Origin of the sequence: Shewanella metallivivens, assembly GCF_028750675.1 — a bacterium.
Taxonomy (GTDB): domain Bacteria; phylum Pseudomonadota; class Gammaproteobacteria; order Enterobacterales; family Shewanellaceae; genus Shewanella; species Shewanella metallivivens.
This window is the reverse complement of record NZ_JAQQPZ010000015.1, coordinates 1-16,495: the sequence shown is the minus strand read 5'-3', so window position 1 is coordinate 16,495 and position 16,495 is coordinate 1. Positions and strand designations below refer to the sequence as shown.

Sequence of the window (16,495 nt, the reverse complement as noted above, 5' to 3'; positions counted from 1 at the left end):
CGTCACTAAACCTACTTTTTAAACATATCTCGTAGATTAGCAATATGACTCTTACCCGTTTCAACCCGTTGTGCTTCTGTTTGCACCGGTTTACGGTTTTCCCAAATTAAATCATCTTGGGGTAACTCAAGTAAAAAGCGACTTGGCTCGCAGCGCATGGTTTCACCAAATTGACGGCGTTCACGGCAAATGACAAACCACAACTCACGCTGTGCACGGGTAATACCAACATAAGCTAAACGCCTCTCTTCATCGACATTATCTTCATCAATACTCGATTGATGCGGCAAAATGCGCTCTTCAACCCCCACCATGAACACAAATGGGTACTCAAGCCCTTTAGATGCATGCAAGGTCATTAACTGCACCTGGTCGCCGCCCTCATCTTCACTATTACGTTCCATCATGTCGCGCAGGGTTAGGCGAGTCACCACCTCTGGCAATGACATGGCTTCGTCAAGCTCATCGCCTTCAAGCATTTCAGTCACCCAGCGATAAAGCTCAGAGATATTCTTCATGCGCATTTCAGCCGCTTTTGCACTGGTGCTGGTTTCGTATAAATAATCTTCGTAATTAATTTTACGAATAAGCTGCTTAATGGCTTCGACTGGCTCCCCTCGAGTGGCGAGCTCACCGGTATCAACAATAAATTTGCCAAATTGATAAAGAGAATTCACCGCAGCAGGTGCTAAATGATGATTAAGCTCGACATCAAAAATAGCCTCAAACAATGAAATATGCTTTTGATTGGCAAAATTGCCTAATCGCTCCAAGGTGGCAGGGCCAATACCACGTTTAGGTAAATTAACCACTCGCAAGAATGCATTATCGTCGTCAGGATTCACCACCAAACGCAGGTACGCCATAATGTCTTTAATTTCTGCACGGGCAAAAAACGATGTTCCGCCACTTAATTTATAAGGTATACGGTTCGTCATTAGGGCACGTTCTAATAAGCGCGACTGATGATTACCTCGATACAAAATGGCATAGTCGCCAAATTGGGTGCGGCCAACAAACTTGTGGCGAATAATTTCAGCCACCACTCGTTCCGCCTCTTGCTCTTCGTTAGCGGCAATCAATACGCGAAGTGGCTCACCATAAGCAAGCTCACTAAACAACGACTTGTCGTACACATGCGGATTGTTGGCAATCAATATATTGGCAGCACGTAAAATACGTTGGCTAGAACGATAATTCTGTTCCAATTTAATCAGTTTTAATTTCGGGAAGTCGGTGCCCAATAACACTAAGTTTTGCGGTTTGGCGCCACGCCACGAATAAATTGACTGATCGTCATCGCCCACCACGGTAAACCGAGCGCGTTCGCCCACTAACAGTTTGACTAACTCATACTGGCTGGTGTTGGTGTCTTGATATTCGTCCACCAGTAAATATTGGATACGGGTTTGCCAACGGGTGCGCACTTCCTCGTTCATGCGTAGTAATAAGGTCGGTATTAAAATAAGATCGTCAAAATCAAGCGCGTTGTAGGCTTTCATGTGCTGCGCGTAACGCTGATATAGCATAGCAAATAATTGCCCTTGCTCATCTTTTGCTAAACTGCGTGCTTGCTGAGGAATAACCAAGCCGCCTTTCCAATTTGAAATCGCCGAGGCTAGGGCTTTAATGAGGTCTTTGTCTTCGTCTAACTCATCTTGAGTCAGCTCTTTTAATAACGCAAAGGTATCCTGGTCATCAAATAATGAAAAGCCTGCTTTAAGGCCTAAGACTTTATGCTCACGCTTAATAATTTCTAACCCCAATGTATGGAAAGTCGAAATCCACAACCCTCGCGCTTCTTTACGCCCCATAGACTGCGCCACACGCTCTTTCATTTCACGAGCGGCTTTATTGGTAAAGGTTACCGCTGCAATATTACGTGCTTTGTAACCACACTTTTCGACCAAGTAAGCAATTTTATTAATGATCACACGCGTTTTACCACTGCCAGCACCCGCAAGTACTAAGCACGGACCCGAGACATAATGTACGGCTTCATTTTGCCCTGGATTGAGTTTCATTAATCACACTACCTTACTAAACGTAAACGAAGGCGGATCATAGCAGAATCACCGATGACAATTAACGAAAAATTACAGTTAGGTTTTGGAAAAACGTTCACCTCGGTTACAATTAGATCAATATATCAGTAGGGGATCATGATGATAAATCCAAAGAAAATTGAAGAACTGGCAAAACAACTGAGTGACAACTTACCAAGCGGTGTAAAGCAATTTGCTGGCGAGTTTGAAGAGCGCAGTAAGCAAGTATTACAAAACCAACTGATGAAACTTGACGTGGTATCGCGCGAAGAATTTGAAGTGCAGCAACATGTGTTGCTTAAAACCCGTGAAAAGCTCGAAGCATTGCAAGCACAAGTTAACGAGATTGAAAAAAAGCTCGCTGAATAATCGCGTTCAACAAACCCATTATTCAATAAAAAATGACGCTCAGTAGCCAGTAGCGTCATTTTTTGAATCGGTAAACCACTATTATAACGAATTAACTTAGCGACTCTTGTAAAGCCCGCAAGCACAAAGCCACGTTTTCACGGCGAGCACCAAAGCCCATTAAGCCGATACGCCATGCTTTACCAGCTAATGCTCCTAAGCCAGCACCTATCTCAAGGTTATACTCTTCTAGCAAATGTTTACGCACTGCAGCATCATCAACACCTTGAGGAATATACACAGCATTTAATTGTGGCAATCTTGACGCTTCGTCTACCACAAATGTAAGCCCTAGCTGGGTTAAGCCATCACGTAATAATAAGTGCATTTTACGGTGTCTTGCCCAGGCATTTTCTAAACCTTCATTGGCCAGTAACCGCAATGATTCATGCAGTGCATAAAGTGCATTAACCGGAGCTGTATGGTGATAACTACGTTTAGCACCACTTTGATTACCCCAATAGCCCATCACCAACGTTTGATCTAAAAACCAGCTTTGTACCGGCGTGGTACGCGCTTTAAGCTTAGCAACAGCTTTTGGCGAGAAAGACACTGGCGATAAACCCGGCACGCATGAAAGGCATTTTTGGCTACCAGAATAAATCGCATCAATACCCCACTCATCTACCAGTAGCTCAACACCACCTAATGACGTCACCGCATCAACAATGCTAATACAGTCGTGAAGTTGCGCTAACGTACATAAGGTTTTGGCATCAGATAAGGCCCCGGTAGAGGTTTCTGCATGCACAAACGCTAAAAACTTGGCATCGGGGTTTGCCACAAGTGCAGCTTCAACTTTATCAGGGCACACAGGCTCGCCCCATTCATTGTCGACCACTACGGCAACACCACCAACACGTTCAACATTTTGGCGCATACGTTCACCGAACACACCGTTGCGGCACACAATAACCTTTTCGCCAGGCTCAACCAAATTAACAAAACAGGTTTCCATACCGGCACTACCGGGTGCGGATACTGCTAAGGTCATTTCATTTTTGGTTTGAAAGGCGTATTGAATCAGGCTTTTTAGCTCATCCATCATGCCAACAAACAGCGGGTCTAAATGACCAATGGTAGGACGAGATTGCGCGGCAAGCACTTCTGGATAAACATCAGATGGGCCAGGGCCCATTAGGGTACGGCGCGGTGGCATAAAAGCTGGAATAGTTGGCACGGGTAACATCAATGTCTCCTTAAAATGAGGTCGTATGCGCCTGTGCATTGCAACAAGCGCATGGAAAAATTTACCCTACATATAAGCAATCCATCACAATGATATAACGCCACTACGGCATCACACCTTGGTGGTATTGGTAATCACCTACGAATATATTTTCGTTTTTGGTGCACAGACAATATCACATTGAGGTGTTAAATCACCTCAATGTGATAAATATTTAAAGTTCAACAATATATTGGCCGTTCACGCTTTATTGGCTTTGAACTTATTGTTCTTACTCCGCTTTAGGACTGTTCAAAAATAACTGGTAAGCAGGGCTGTGAGTTTCTTCTTGATAGACAAACCCTAAATCCGTTAAAAACTGTGCAAAAGCATCATCATCGTTTGCTGGCACTTCAAACCCAGCTAATACACGACCGAACGCAGCCCCATGGTTACGATAATGGAACAAACTGATATTCCATTTACTTTGTAAGGTCGTTAAAAACTTCAATAAAGCGCCAGGATGTTCAGGAAACTCAAAGCTAAATAAGCGTTCTTCTAACGGCTCAAGAGGATGACCACCGACCATATAGCGTACATGCAGCTTAGCGGTTTCATCTTGAGATAAATCTTGAACGTCAAAACCTTCTAACTCGAGGTTAGCAATAATCTCTGCAAGCTCTGCTTGACCACCCGTTAAACGAATGCCGGCAAACACCACCGCCACTTCTCGACTGCTAAAACGGTAGTTAAATTCGGTCATTGGCCGTTTTTCAAGTAGCTCACAAAAGCGTAAAAAGCTGCCAGGTTTTTCAGGTACTTTAACCGCTAATACCGCTTCTTTCTGCTCGCCAAGTTCACAACGCTCTGACACATAGCGAAGACTATGAAAGTTAACATTGGCTCCACTTAATATGGCTGCGGCTTTTTTAGGCGCGTCGCTACTGTCGCCCTGTAATGCCATATACTTTTTAAGACCCGCAATTGATAATGCGCCAGCAGGCTCAGCAATAGCACGGGTGTCTTCGAAAATATCTTTAACTGCAGCGCAAATTTCATCCGAGGTCACTGTAACCACATGGTCAACGTATTCACGTGCCAGCCTAAAAGGTTCTGTGCCGATACGCTTAACCGCGACGCCGTCGGCAAATAAACCGACTTGAGCTAACGTTACAGGTTCATCGGCTTCTAATGCGGCTTTTAAACACGCAGCATCTTCTGGTTCAACACCAATAATTTTGACTTGTGGCATAACGGCTTTGTAATACGCAGCTATCCCCGCAATTAAACCGCCACCGCCCACGGGCACAAAGACCACTTCAATATCACGCTGTTGCTGTACCATTTCTTGAGCAATGGTGCCTTGACCGGCGATAACGGCCTCGTCATCAAATGGCGCGATATACACACGCCCTTCAGTTGCCGATAAGTTTTTCGCATAGTCATTTGCTTGATCAAATGCTTGGCCATGCAACACCACGTTGCCGCCAAGTCGACGCACCGCATCAATTTTAATGTCTGGTGTGGTACTAGGCATGACAATCACTGCATTAATGCCACGACTTGCCGCCGACATAGCGACGCCCTGTGCATGGTTACCCGCCGAGGCACACACCACGCCTTTATCACATTCATCTTGAGTTAGCGCAGCAATACGGTTGTAAGCACCACGTAACTTAAATGAATGCACAGGCTGCATATCTTCACGCTTTAAGTACACCTGACAACCAAAGCGAGCTGATAACTTATTCATGCTCGACAGTGGCGTCACTTTAGCGACATCGTATACAGATGACAGCAAAATTTTCTGCAAATAATAATGCGCTAGATCTAATTGAGTTTGAGACGCCAAAGCCAACATGCTACCCCTCCAGTTTGGTGCGATCGCGTACTGCACCTTTATCTGCACTGGTCGCTAACAGCGCGTAAGCTTTTAACGCTAAAGAGACATAACGCTCACGAGCTACAGGCTTCCAACCCAATGGGCCTTTAGCGTTCATTGCGTCACGGCGACGAGTTAATTCATCGTCACTCACATTCAATTGAATGCTTCGCTTTGGAATATCAATGGCAATTTGGTCACCATTTTCAATCAATGCTATGGCACCACCGGATGCGGCTTCTGGTGAAATATGGCCAATTGATAAACCCGATGTACCACCAGAGAAACGGCCATCAGTGATCAGCGCACACTGAGTGCCTAAGCCACGTGATTTAAGGTATGTGGTCGGGTATAACATTTCTTGCATACCTGGGCCGCCTTTAGGACCTTCGTAACGAATCACCACCACGTCACCCGCAACAACTTCACCACCAAGAATACCGGCTACGGCATCATCCTGGCTTTCATAAACCCGAGCGCTCCCGACAAACATTAAGTTTGACTCGTCAACACCAGCGGTTTTAACAATACAACCATCCGTTGCCACATTACCCGCAAGTACTGCCAAGCCGCCTTCTTGACTAAACGCAAATTCACGTGCGCGGATACAGCCATTTTCACGGTCATCATCAACACTGTCCCAACGGCAATCTTGACTAAAAGCTTTAGTGGTCGGAATCCCTGCTGGGCCTGCACTATAAAAACGAATCACTTCTGGGTCGTTGGTTTGCTTTAGATCGTACTTAGCTAACACAGATTTCAAGTCGCCGCCGTTATCTGCTGCCACGTGTGGTACGTCGTTATGCAATAAGCCTGCTCTGTCTAACTCACCCAAAATACCCATCACACCACCAGCACGGTGTACATCTTCCATATGGTATTTAGGGGTTGATGGTGCAACCTTACATAGGTGCGGAACAAGACGCGACATACGATCAATATCAGTCATATCAAAGGCTAATTCAGCTTCTTGGGCTGCGGCTAATAAATGTAATACCGTGTTAGACGAGCCGCCCATGGCGATATCTAAAGCGGTGGCATTTTCAAATGCTTTAAATGATGCAATATTACGCGGTAATACATTTTCGTCATCGTACTTATAATAGCGCTCAGCCAACTTCATGACGCGACGACCAGCTTCTAAAAACAATTCGCGGCGATCGGCGTGAGTCGCCAACATTGACCCATTACCGGGTAATGACAATCCTAAGGCTTCTGTTAAACAGTTCATCGAGTTAGCAGTAAACATACCAGAACAAGAGCCACACGTTGGACAAGCGCTTCGTTCAATTTGTTTGCTGTCTTCATCGCTAACATTAGTATCAGCGCCCGCCACCATAGCATCCACTAAATCAAGTTTAATTAACTTGTCAGACAGCTTGGTTTTACCAGCTTCCATTGGTCCGCCAGACACAAAAATGACCGGAATATTTAATCGCAGTGCGGCCATTAACATGCCAGGGGTGATTTTGTCGCAATTTGAAATACACACTAATGCATCAGCACAATGCGCATTGACCATGTATTCGACACTGTCTGCAATCAGCTCACGCGATGGCAAGCTATACAACATACCGCCATGCCCCATGGCAATGCCGTCGTCTACTGCAATGGTGTTAAATTCTTTGGCAATACCGCCGACTTCTTCAATCGCGCTAGCAACAAGTGCACCCATGTCTTTTAAATGCACATGCCCTGGTACAAATTGAGTAAATGAGTTGGCAATCGCAATAATTGGCTTACCAAAATCGGTTTCTTTTACCCCCGTCGCACGCCATAGTGCGCGGGCACCTGCCATGTTGCGGCCTTCGGTACTGGTTGCTGAACGTAATTTTGGCATTGCAAATATCCTTGTGTAATGTGGTGCGGGTTACCTGTGTTATCACAAGTCACGCATTTAATTGGTAATAATATAGGCTTAACTGTTTGCTGCTTGCCCAAGAGACACCGCTGGCATCACTTTACATTGGGTGACATCAATTAATTTAGTGAGCTGGTTGCTTAACAGTTCGATTGCACGTTCAGCCTCAACCCATAACTCTACAGCCATACTAGCATCGTCATTGATGCGCATCTGCATTTGGGTGACTTTAAATCCACGGTGGCGAGTAACACGCAATACACGCTCTAGCACTTCTGGACGTTGTTGAACGGTTATTTCAAGATTATGCATCATGTTTGCTTCTCCATTTGATCCATCATGTCGCTGTTACTGGCTCCGGGTGGGACTAACGGCCATACATTAAAGGCGTCATCAATCGCGACGTGCAGCATGTAAGGGCCGCTGCTGTTAAGCATTTCATCTAATGCTTGCTCTACTTGATCAGCATGATTAATAGTGCGGCCTGGAATATCAAAAGCCGACGCCATTAATACAAAGTTAGGGTTATCAGACAAATCAGTCTCGCTGTAGCGCTCTTCAAAAAACAGTTGCTGCCATTGCTTGACCATGCCGAGCTTTTGATTGTCTATGAGTAAAATTTTAACTGGCAGTTTACGGCGTTTAATGGTCGTCAACTCTTGGACATTCATCATAAATGACCCATCGCCAGAGACTGTGACCACTGTGGCATCTGGGCGAGCCACTTGAGCACCAATGGCTGCGGGTAAACCAAACCCCATAGTGCCAAGGCCAGCACTAGACAAATGATCTTCAGGGCGACGAAACCACATATGCTGGGCCACCCACATTTGGTGCTGCCCCACATCGCATGCAACAACACTGTCTTCTGGTAATTTGTTGGCTAAACGACGTAACATGGCTGGCGCGTATATCAGCTCACCTGGATGTTGATAATTCCATTGGTGTTGACGCGCTAATGCGTCAACTTCTGCCTGCCATTGATTAATGGCGACTTTCCCTTTTACCGCAGCCGTTAATGCCGGTAAAACTTGGCGTAAATCCGCGGCGATAGCCACTTCGGCTTGGCGTAACTTACCTAACTCAGCAGCATCGATATCTAGATGTAACACTTTGGCGTTACTGGCAAAGCTGGCTAACCGCCCAGTGACTCGGTCATCAAAACGTGCTCCGACGACGATTAATAAATCACACTCTTGCACAGCGAGATTAGCCCCTTTACCGCCGTGCATACCCAACATGCCTAAATAGCCTTTAGTGCCATGGGAAATACTGCCTAAGCCCTTTAACGTGGCAACTGACGGAATACCTGTGACATCAATAAACTCACGTAAATGAGATACCGCGCCCGCCATACCGACACCACCGCCAACATATAACATCGGCTTTGCCGCCTGAGTAAGCAACTCGATGGCAGCGTCTAGCTCGGTTTGTGTTGCGTGAGGTTCATCTGCGACACTTTGCAATGGGGTTTTGTACTCAAGCTCAGCGATTTGAATATCTTTGGGGATATCAACCAATACAGGACCTGGTCTTCCTTCTGCGGCAACTTCAAAAGCGCGATACAATGTTGGGATTAACTCATTGATGTCGGTAACCATAAAACTGTGTTTAGTACAGGACAGTGACATACCAAGTACATCAATTTCTTGAAAGGCATCAGTGCCAATCACCGCTGTAGACACCTGGCCAGTGATGGCAACTAAGGGAACAGAATCAAGCAAGGCATCGGCTAACGAGGTGACTAAATTGGTTGCCCCAGGCCCTGATGTTGCAAAACAAACACCGGTTTTACCACTGGCTCGAGCATAACCTACAGCAGCAAATGCCGCACCTTGCTCGTGGCGGCTGAGTAGATGCTCAACAGGGCTACCATAAAGCGCATCGTAAATGGGCATAATGGCTCCGCCAGGATAACCAAACACTGTGGTAACACCGTGCGCTGCTAGCACTTTGATGACTGCATCCGCGCCGCGCATTTTTTGTCCTGCTTCCATATTTTTATCTCTACTTCGTCAATGTTTGCTTGCTCTACTGATGTGATATCTGGGTGCTGATTTTTTACTTAAGCCTAGAAACTAAAAACCCCCGGTCCTTTCGGAGCGGGGGTTTTGCAATCTTTGTGACTCTTAGGTCAGTCTAGTTGTCAAACGCCACCCCCGCTGTGACTTAATAATCACTACGGTAATAATCACGAGAATGAGCATGGCTGCGCGGTTTAACATGTTTTAGACTGTATCCTAAGTTTTTAACATTATTTCGTTCGCTTATGTTCAATAAACGTTACGGTATGACTAACAAGTACCATAAAAGATTTATCAAACACAACTAAAAAATCGTCTTTGTAAAAAAAATTCAGCTTCCCTGCCGAGACAATGCAAACAACAACAAAAACTTAACCAATGAGTTCGCTAAAAATATTATTAAACTCAATCTAACAATTTGTTTTTCCACTACCCAATAATGGTTATTGGGTTGCTTCTATTGATGCCTGTCCGACTACACATTTTTTACAACCAATCTCTGAACAGGTACTACATCAGTTTTTTAACGCTTAGCCCGCTTCAACAATACGCTTCATGTCTGTCATGTAACCGCGTAATTCAGCACCGATAAACTCAACATCTGTATGACGAATTTGCTCATTGACTTCAATTAAACGTTGGTTATCAACACCATTTGAAGTGTCAGCAAGACCAGCACCTAAGTACTCTGAAGACATAGCATTCACGTAGTCACGTAGCATGGGTACCGCAGCGTGGTTGAATAGGTAACAACCGTATTCAGCGGTGTCTGAAATCACCACGTTCATTTCATATAAACGCTTACGAGCAATCGTGTTAGCAATTAACGGGGTTTCATGTAGTGACTCATAATAAGCCGACTCTTCAACAATACCTGCTGCAACCATAGTATCAAATGCTAATTCAACACCGGCTTTGATCATCGCCACGAGGAAAATGCCTTTGTCGAAATACGTTTGCTCATCAATATGCTCAGACGTTGTTGGTGCATTTTCAAACGCGGTTTCGTTGGTTTCTGCTCTCCAACGCAATAAGTTAGCGTCATCATTAGCCCAGTCTTCCATCATGGTGCGAGAGAACTCACCGCTGATGATGTCATCCATGTGCTTTTCAAATAGCGGCTTAAGGATGTCTTTTAACTCTTCAGCCATATCAAACGCTTTAATTTTTGCAGGGTTTGATAAACGGTCCATCATGTTAGTGATGCCGCCGTGCTTAAGTGCTTCGGTAACCGTTTCCCAACCTTGCTGAATAAGTTTGCCGGCATAACCAGGCTCAACACCGTCAGCAACCATTTTCTCATACCCTAAAATGGCACCGGTTTGCAACATACCACATAGGATTGTTTGCTCGCCCATTAAGTCAGACTTAACTTCAGCAACAAAAGATGACATCAATACACCTGCACGGTCACCACCGGTTGCACTTGCATACGCTTTAGCAATCGCTAAGCCATCACCGTTTGGATCATTTTCAGGGTGAACGGCAATCAGTGTTGGTACACCAAAACCACGCTTATATTCTTCACGTACTTCTGTGGCTGGGCACTTAGGCGCTACCATAATGACAGTAATGTCTGAACGCACTTGCATGCCTTCTTCAACAATGTTGAAACCGTGCGAATACGCTAGAGTAGAACCTTGCTTCATTAATGGCATAACGGCATTAACAACATGGGTATGTTGCTTGTCTGGCGTAAGGTTAAGCACTAAATCCGCCGCGGGTACAAGCTCTTCAAATGTACCCACTTTAAAGCCGTTATCGGTCGCTTTTTGCCAAGATGCACGCTTTTCTGTAATGGCTTCTGGACGAAGTGCAAAAGAAATGTTTAGGCCAGAATCACGCATGTTCAAACCTTGGTTAAGGCCTTGTGCACCACAACCTAAAATAACAATGTTCCAATCTTTGATATATTCGCAGCCGTCACTGAATTCAGTACGGTCCATGAAGCGGCATTGTGCTAATTGAGCTAATTGTTGACGTAAATTCAGAGAGTTAAAATAGTTAGCCATCTGATACCACCTTTAAAATGTAAAATTTGGGACGCAATTTATGTTTGATGCAAACTCAAACTTTGCGATTGAGTTGACTATAACCTATCCACAGCATTGCTTAAAATGATATATTCGGCATGTGACGTTGCATAATATGCAACGTCACTATTCTGATGAATTTAATCCTCTTTATGGAAACGCTATTTATGGATATTCGCTCTCTAAAATTGTATTTGCACTTATGTGATAGCCTGCATTTTGCCAAAACAGCTGAGCAATCTCATGTCAGCCCATCAACACTAAGCCGAGCGTTACAGCGCTTAGAAGATGAAGTCGGCAGTAAATTATTTGAACGCGATAACCGCAGCGTGACCATTACTCATGCAGGATTAGAGTTTAAACGCTTTGCCGAACAGACCTTGGCAGACTGGAGCCAACTGCGCAGCCGTATTGACCCTAGCCAGCAATATTTACGTGGTAATCTGAATTTGTATTGTTCGGTCACCGCGGCATACAGCCATTTACCGTCTTTGCTTGAGCGCTTTAGACGCGACCACCCGCATGTCGATATTCATCTCACTACCGGCGACCCAGCTAACGCCGTGAGCCAAATCCAAAAAAATCGAACCGATATCGCCATTATTGCCTTACCTGAGGTATTTCCAAGTACCTTGCACTTTACGCCCATAGACAAAGTGCCTATTTCTGTCATCGCCCCATTGATGCAATGCCAAGTGCAACAATGGGTAAATCAAAGCCACATTGATTGGGAGAAATTGCCCTATATTGTGCCGGACCACGGCCCAGGCCGAAAACGAATCGACCAATGGTTTAAACAAATGGGTATAAAGCCCAATATTTACGCACAAGTATCTGGTCAGGAAGCGATTGTGTCGATGGTGGCATTAGGTTGTGGTGTAGGGATAAGCCCAGATGCGGTGATCCATAATAGTCCGGTACGCGAGCGGATCCAAACCTTGATTTCACCGGTTGACATTCCAGCCTTTGAGTTGGGCTGTTGTTGCAAAGAAAAACGCGCTAACGACCCCATCATTAGCGCGTTTCTTGAGATTATTTAGTGACGTTAACAAAGGCGCACAGCGCCTTACAGTCAATCACGCAACTCGTTAAGGCAATGGCGGTGATTCGACATCAATCCGCGTTACCAGTAATTGGTCGACTTTATAGGCATCTATGTCGACGACTTCAAACTTAAAGCCTGCATAGTTTACAAAATCGGTACGCTTGGGGATCTTACGCAGCATATACATCATAAATCCGGCAATCGTTTCGTAATTTTGATTATGGGGAAATTCCTCAATATGAAATGCCCGCATTACATCGGTAATGGGTGTCACCCCGTCAACTAACCAAGAGTTGCCATCACGGGCCACTATTTGTTCTTCGCTTTCATGTAATGACCAGGCGCCCATTACCGCACTTTGCAAATCATTGGTGGTTACAATCCCCACCACTAATGCGTATTCGTTCATTACCACGGCAAAGTCGGCACGATTATTTTTAAAATATTCCATCGACTCTGACAAGGTTAAAGTGTCAGGAATAATCAAACAGTTGTGAACTAATGTACTGCCCTTGAGCGTAATTTTTTCGCCATTAATGACTCGGATAAGCAACTCTTTTGCATCCACAAAACCTTTGATCATATCTAACTGACCATCACACACCAAAAACTTGTTATGGGGATTATTGGCAATCTTTTGTTTAATGTCTTCTTCGGTGTCTTGCAGTAAAAAATACACGAGGCTTTCACGTGCTGTCATGGCCGATGTCACAGACACCGACTGCATTTCAAACACGTTTTCCATCATTTGTTGCTCACCTTTGTCCATCACACCCGCTTCCGTTCCGGCGGTCATCATGGCGTAAATGTCATCGTGCGTTACTTGATCATTTCGTGCCGTTGGCACCTGCAATAATTTAAAAATAGCATTAGCCAAACCATTAAAAATCCATACAAATGGTTTTAAAATGGTAATACAAAACGCAATGGGCATCACAAAGGTGACCGCCACCTGTTCTGGGATCACCATCGCAATGCGTTTTGGCATTAAATCAGCAAACAAAATAAATAATGACGTCACCGTGACGAATGAAAAAACAAAGCTCAGTTGTAAGCCCCATTCATTCCCTAGCAGCGGTAATAGGATTTCCTCAAAGTAAGGGCGAAATGCCGACTCACCGACAATACCGCCCATAATGGCAACCGCGTTTAAGCCAATCTGCACGACAGTGAAAAAACTGCCCGGATGAGCTTGTAGCTTTAACACCTTAGTGGCACGTAAATCACCTTCATCAGCCATGGTTTGCAAGCGGATTTTACGTGATGCCGCCAAGGCAATTTCTGACATCGAAAAAAAACAGCTAATGCCAATGAGGCACAATATAATTAAAAAACTATCTGTAATAGTCATACATTCTCTTTAGCTTAGGCACTGAGCACTAAGTCATAATGGGGTAGCGATTTTCGCTCATAAAGCAGTTAACTTTGTTGAATAACAAAGGGACAAAAATTCGGTTTGGGCCATTTGGGGATGATTTCATGACGAAAATGCCAGGAGGGTGACATCGAGGCTATCAATCAAAATAAGGCAATCATCGCTTGCTATTTTCTACAGTAAAATAGCTGTTTTATTGGAAAAGTGAGCCGCAATGCTGGCGTTGTATCATCACGTTATGGCTGTATTTAAACGCGCGCGTATTCTACTCAAAAGCCAACAAGATAACCAAGGTTTAGTTAACATAATTGATTATATTTTGTCTTCTTATACCAACAGACTCACCATAAAATCAGCAAAAACAGCCAGCGCTGCTAGACTGTATGCACCCCTTCATTTGTATATTATTCAAACAAAAGGATTTTGTTAATGGCAATTGCCTGTGTGTTTACTCGAGCGAGTTGTGGTGTTGAAGCCCCTAAAGTGACTGTTGAAGTGCATTTAAGTAATGGTTTACCCGCATTTAATTTAGTGGGCCTACCAGAGGCTTCGGTCAAAGAAGCCAAAGAACGTGTTAGGTCAGCATTAATCAATGCAGGTTTTGAATTTCCCCAGCGACGCATTACTGTCAACCTCGCGCCAGCAGATTTGCCCAAACAGGGCGGCCGTTACGATCTGCCCATCGCCATCGGTATTTTAGCCGCATCCAATCAGGTGCCAACCAAAGCCTTACACCAATGTGAATTTGTCGGTGAGTTAGCCTTGTCTGGGCAAGTCAGACCTTGCACAGGTTTGTTACCTGCCATTATTGCGGCGCGTAATGATCAACACCATTTTTTTATGCCTATCGATAATCGTCACGAAGCGGAGCTCGTGGGGTATCACCACAGCTACTTTGTGGCACATTTACAAAATCTGGCCGCATTTTTACATGGTCAAGCACAACTGCCATTACTCGACACCCAACCAGAATGGATAGACGAATCGCCAGTTGCTGACAACTTATTATGCATGAGTGATGTCATTGGCCAATATCAAGCAAAGCAAGGATTAGAAATTGCCGCGGCCGGCTCGCACAACATGCTGTTTCTTGGACCACCAGGAACAGGAAAAAGTATGCTTGCCAATCGAATTATCCCGCTGTTACCTGCGTTATCGTACGATGAAGCCATTGAAGTTGCAGCCATTCATTCGGTAGCAGGCTTGCATATTAAGCCACAAGATTTTTTAAATCGTCCCTTTCGTTCTCCACATCATACTTGCTCATCTATCGCATTAATTGGTGGTGGTAGCCACCCTAAACCGGGAGAGATTTCATTGGCTCATCGGGGGATATTATTTTTAGATGAAATCGCTGAGTTTCCCCGTAAAGTACTCGACTGTTTACGCGAGCCCCTTGAAACCGGCCGAGTTGAAATCTCGCGTGCAGCGGCAAAATTGACTTTTTCAAGCCGATTTCAACTCATTGCGGCCATGAACCCAAGTCCTTGTGGTGATACCGAACGTGCTCGTTCGACCCCAGACCAAATTCAGCGCTACCTCTCACGTTTGTCAGGGCCGTTTTTAGACAGATTTGATTTAACGGTTGATGTACCCAAATTGCCCTCAGGTACCCTAACCCAAAAACATCAACCCGGAGAAACCAGTGTCGATATCGCCAAGCGCGTTAAACTTGCGCGAGAGTGTCAATTGGCTCGCGCGGGCGTACTCAACAGCGAATTAACTCCGAAACAGTTAAAACAAGACAGTAATATTAGTCAGCAAGACTTAGTGTTTTTAGAGCAAAGTGTGGTGAGTTTAGGGCTATCAGTACGCAGTTTTCACCGCATTCAACGGGTCGCACGCACCATTGCAGATCTACAACAATCAACCACGACCGAGCGTGAACATATTGCCCAAGCGCTTGGTTATCGGGCGATGGATCGCTTACTCGCCAAACTTAATCAACAATAAAGTCGATTTTAACTGTTGTATTTATTGAGCAATACCTCGACTACGAGTAACATAGCTCTCCGTTTAATAGGAGAGAAAAATGTCGCTGTTTTCGAAAATCAAAGGCTGTTTAGCTTTCATCTTTTATGTATTGAATACTGTCTTTTGGACAATTCCAATCCTCGTCTTTAGTATTGTCAAGCTGATACCCATTGGTCTTTTTCAAAAAGGCTGTAGCCATATTTTAGATAACTGCGCCACTGGCTGGATTAGCGTAAATACAGTGGTTGAAAGCATTTTTCACCCAATGCGTATTCACATAACAGGCGATCAGCAGTTTTCTGAACAAGAATGGTACATGGTCATTGCTAACCACCAATCATGGGTCGATATTTTAATCCTGCAGCGCGTTTTCAATCGTAAAATCCCATTTTTAAAGTTCTTCCTCAAACAAGAATTGATTTTTGTGCCTGTACTTGGATTAGCTTGGTGGGCGCTAGACTTTCCTTTTATGCGCCGTTATAGCTCCGCTGAATTGCGTAAAAATCCAAAATTAAAAGGAAAAGATATTGAAATCACTCGTAAAGCTTGTGAAAAGTTTAAAACTAAGCCAGTGAGTATCATGAACTTTGTTGAAGGCACGCGTTTTACCCAGGCCAAGCACGACAAACAACAATCGACATTTAAACACCTATTAAAACCAAAAGCGGGTGGCATGGCTT

12 protein-coding genes are annotated in these 16,495 nt (G+C 44.6%); 4 read left to right on the top strand and 8 right to left on the bottom strand.

All coding sequences use genetic code 11. The annotated features are described in order from the left end of the window. Positions 1 to 11: 11 nt before the first annotated feature. Positions 12 to 2,024, bottom strand: a complete 2,013-nt coding sequence (gene rep / locus PQR79_RS18290; RefSeq protein ID WP_238104460.1) for a DNA helicase Rep — start codon at positions 2,022 to 2,024, stop codon at positions 12 to 14. Between the two features lie 141 nt (positions 2,025 to 2,165). Between rep and ubiK the strand changes: the two genes are divergently transcribed. Beyond that, positions 2,166 to 2,414: a ubiquinone biosynthesis accessory factor UbiK gene (gene ubiK, locus PQR79_RS18285; protein ID WP_160052183.1), complete on the top strand. Its 249-nt coding sequence runs from the start codon at positions 2,166 to 2,168 to the stop codon at positions 2,412 to 2,414. Positions 2,415 to 2,505: 91 nt separating this feature from the next. Here the strand turns inward: ubiK and PQR79_RS18280 are convergent, their stop codons facing one another. From PQR79_RS18280 to ilvC, 6 genes are all read right to left on the bottom strand, one after another. Next, entirely contained in the window at positions 2,506 to 3,642 is a 1,137-nt protein-coding gene (locus tag PQR79_RS18280; protein WP_238104462.1) for a pyridoxal-phosphate-dependent aminotransferase family protein, read from the bottom strand. Positions 3,643 to 3,913: 271 nt separating this feature from the next. Continuing rightward, entirely contained in the window at positions 3,914 to 5,482 is a 1,569-nt protein-coding gene (ilvA, locus tag PQR79_RS18275) for a threonine ammonia-lyase, biosynthetic (RefSeq protein ID WP_238104463.1), read from the bottom strand. Position 5,483: 1 nt separating this feature from the next. After that, positions 5,484 to 7,343 (bottom strand): dihydroxy-acid dehydratase, encoded by a 1,860-nt coding sequence (gene ilvD / locus PQR79_RS18270; protein WP_238104465.1) that lies wholly within the window; start codon positions 7,341 to 7,343, stop codon positions 5,484 to 5,486. Between the two features lie 78 nt (positions 7,344 to 7,421). Further along, positions 7,422 to 7,679 carry an acetolactate synthase 2 small subunit gene (gene ilvM / locus PQR79_RS18265; RefSeq protein ID WP_188922183.1) on the bottom strand — a complete coding sequence of 86 codons (258 nt, stop codon included), beginning with the start codon at positions 7,677 to 7,679 and terminating at the stop codon, positions 7,422 to 7,424. Beyond that, positions 7,676 to 9,361 carry an acetolactate synthase 2 catalytic subunit gene (ilvG, locus tag PQR79_RS18260; RefSeq protein ID WP_238104467.1) on the bottom strand — a complete coding sequence of 562 codons (1,686 nt, stop codon included), beginning with the start codon at positions 9,359 to 9,361 and terminating at the stop codon, positions 7,676 to 7,678. Before ilvG ends, ilvM begins: the two co-directional genes overlap by 4 nt. A 557-nt stretch (positions 9,362 to 9,918) precedes the next feature. Beyond that, the gene (gene ilvC, locus PQR79_RS18255) at positions 9,919 to 11,400 is read right to left on the bottom strand and encodes a ketol-acid reductoisomerase (protein WP_238104469.1); all 1,482 of its coding nucleotides are present in this window, start codon (positions 11,398 to 11,400) and stop codon (positions 9,919 to 9,921) included. 188 nt (positions 11,401 to 11,588) lie between these two features. Here ilvC and ilvY point away from each other — a divergent pair, with 188 nt between their 5' ends. Then, on the top strand, positions 11,589 to 12,461 hold the full coding sequence (gene ilvY, locus PQR79_RS18250; RefSeq protein WP_238104471.1) for an HTH-type transcriptional activator IlvY: 873 nt from the start codon (positions 11,589 to 11,591) through the stop codon (positions 12,459 to 12,461). Positions 12,462 to 12,509: 48 nt separating this feature from the next. Here the strand turns inward: ilvY and paeA are convergent, their stop codons facing one another. Next, complete coding sequence (gene paeA, locus PQR79_RS18245) at positions 12,510 to 13,817, bottom strand: polyamine export protein PaeA (protein ID WP_238104473.1); 1,308 nt, start codon at positions 13,815 to 13,817, stop codon at positions 12,510 to 12,512. A gap of 453 nt (positions 13,818 to 14,270) precedes the next feature. Between paeA and PQR79_RS18240 the strand changes: the two genes are divergently transcribed. Both PQR79_RS18240 and yihG read left to right on the top strand, forming a co-directional pair. Further along, on the top strand, positions 14,271 to 15,794 hold the full coding sequence (locus PQR79_RS18240) for a YifB family Mg chelatase-like AAA ATPase (RefSeq protein WP_238104476.1): 1,524 nt from the start codon (positions 14,271 to 14,273) through the stop codon (positions 15,792 to 15,794). Positions 15,795 to 15,873: 79 nt separating this feature from the next. Further along, a partial coding sequence (gene yihG, locus PQR79_RS18235) for a 1-acylglycerol-3-phosphate O-acyltransferase, YihG family (protein WP_274408601.1) occupies positions 15,874 to 16,495 on the top strand: 622 nt, incomplete at its 3' end.

What these genes read in the sequence shown, in the direction of transcription:
- rep (WP_238104460.1), bottom strand. Translation starts at nt 2,024, where the DNA reads ATGAAACTCAATCCAGGGCAAAATGAAGCCGTACATTATGTCTCGGGT.
- ubiK (WP_160052183.1), top strand. Translation starts at nt 2,166, where the DNA reads ATGATAAATCCAAAGAAAATTGAAGAACTGGCAAAACAACTGAGTGAC.
- PQR79_RS18280 (WP_238104462.1), bottom strand. Translation starts at nt 3,642, where the DNA reads ATGTTACCCGTGCCAACTATTCCAGCTTTTATGCCACCGCGCCGTACC.
- ilvA (WP_238104463.1), bottom strand. Translation starts at nt 5,482, where the DNA reads ATGTTGGCTTTGGCGTCTCAAACTCAATTAGATCTAGCGCATTATTAT.
- ilvD (WP_238104465.1), bottom strand. Translation starts at nt 7,343, where the DNA reads ATGCCAAAATTACGTTCAGCAACCAGTACCGAAGGCCGCAACATGGCA.
- ilvM (WP_188922183.1), bottom strand. Translation starts at nt 7,679, where the DNA reads ATGATGCATAATCTTGAAATAACCGTTCAACAACGTCCAGAAGTGCTA.
- ilvG (WP_238104467.1), bottom strand. Translation starts at nt 9,361, where the DNA reads ATGGAAGCAGGACAAAAAATGCGCGGCGCGGATGCAGTCATCAAAGTG.
- ilvC (WP_238104469.1), bottom strand. Translation starts at nt 11,400, where the DNA reads ATGGCTAACTATTTTAACTCTCTGAATTTACGTCAACAATTAGCTCAA.
- ilvY (WP_238104471.1), top strand. Translation starts at nt 11,589, where the DNA reads ATGGATATTCGCTCTCTAAAATTGTATTTGCACTTATGTGATAGCCTG.
- paeA (WP_238104473.1), bottom strand. Translation starts at nt 13,817, where the DNA reads ATGACTATTACAGATAGTTTTTTAATTATATTGTGCCTCATTGGCATT.
- PQR79_RS18240 (WP_238104476.1), top strand. Translation starts at nt 14,271, where the DNA reads ATGGCAATTGCCTGTGTGTTTACTCGAGCGAGTTGTGGTGTTGAAGCC.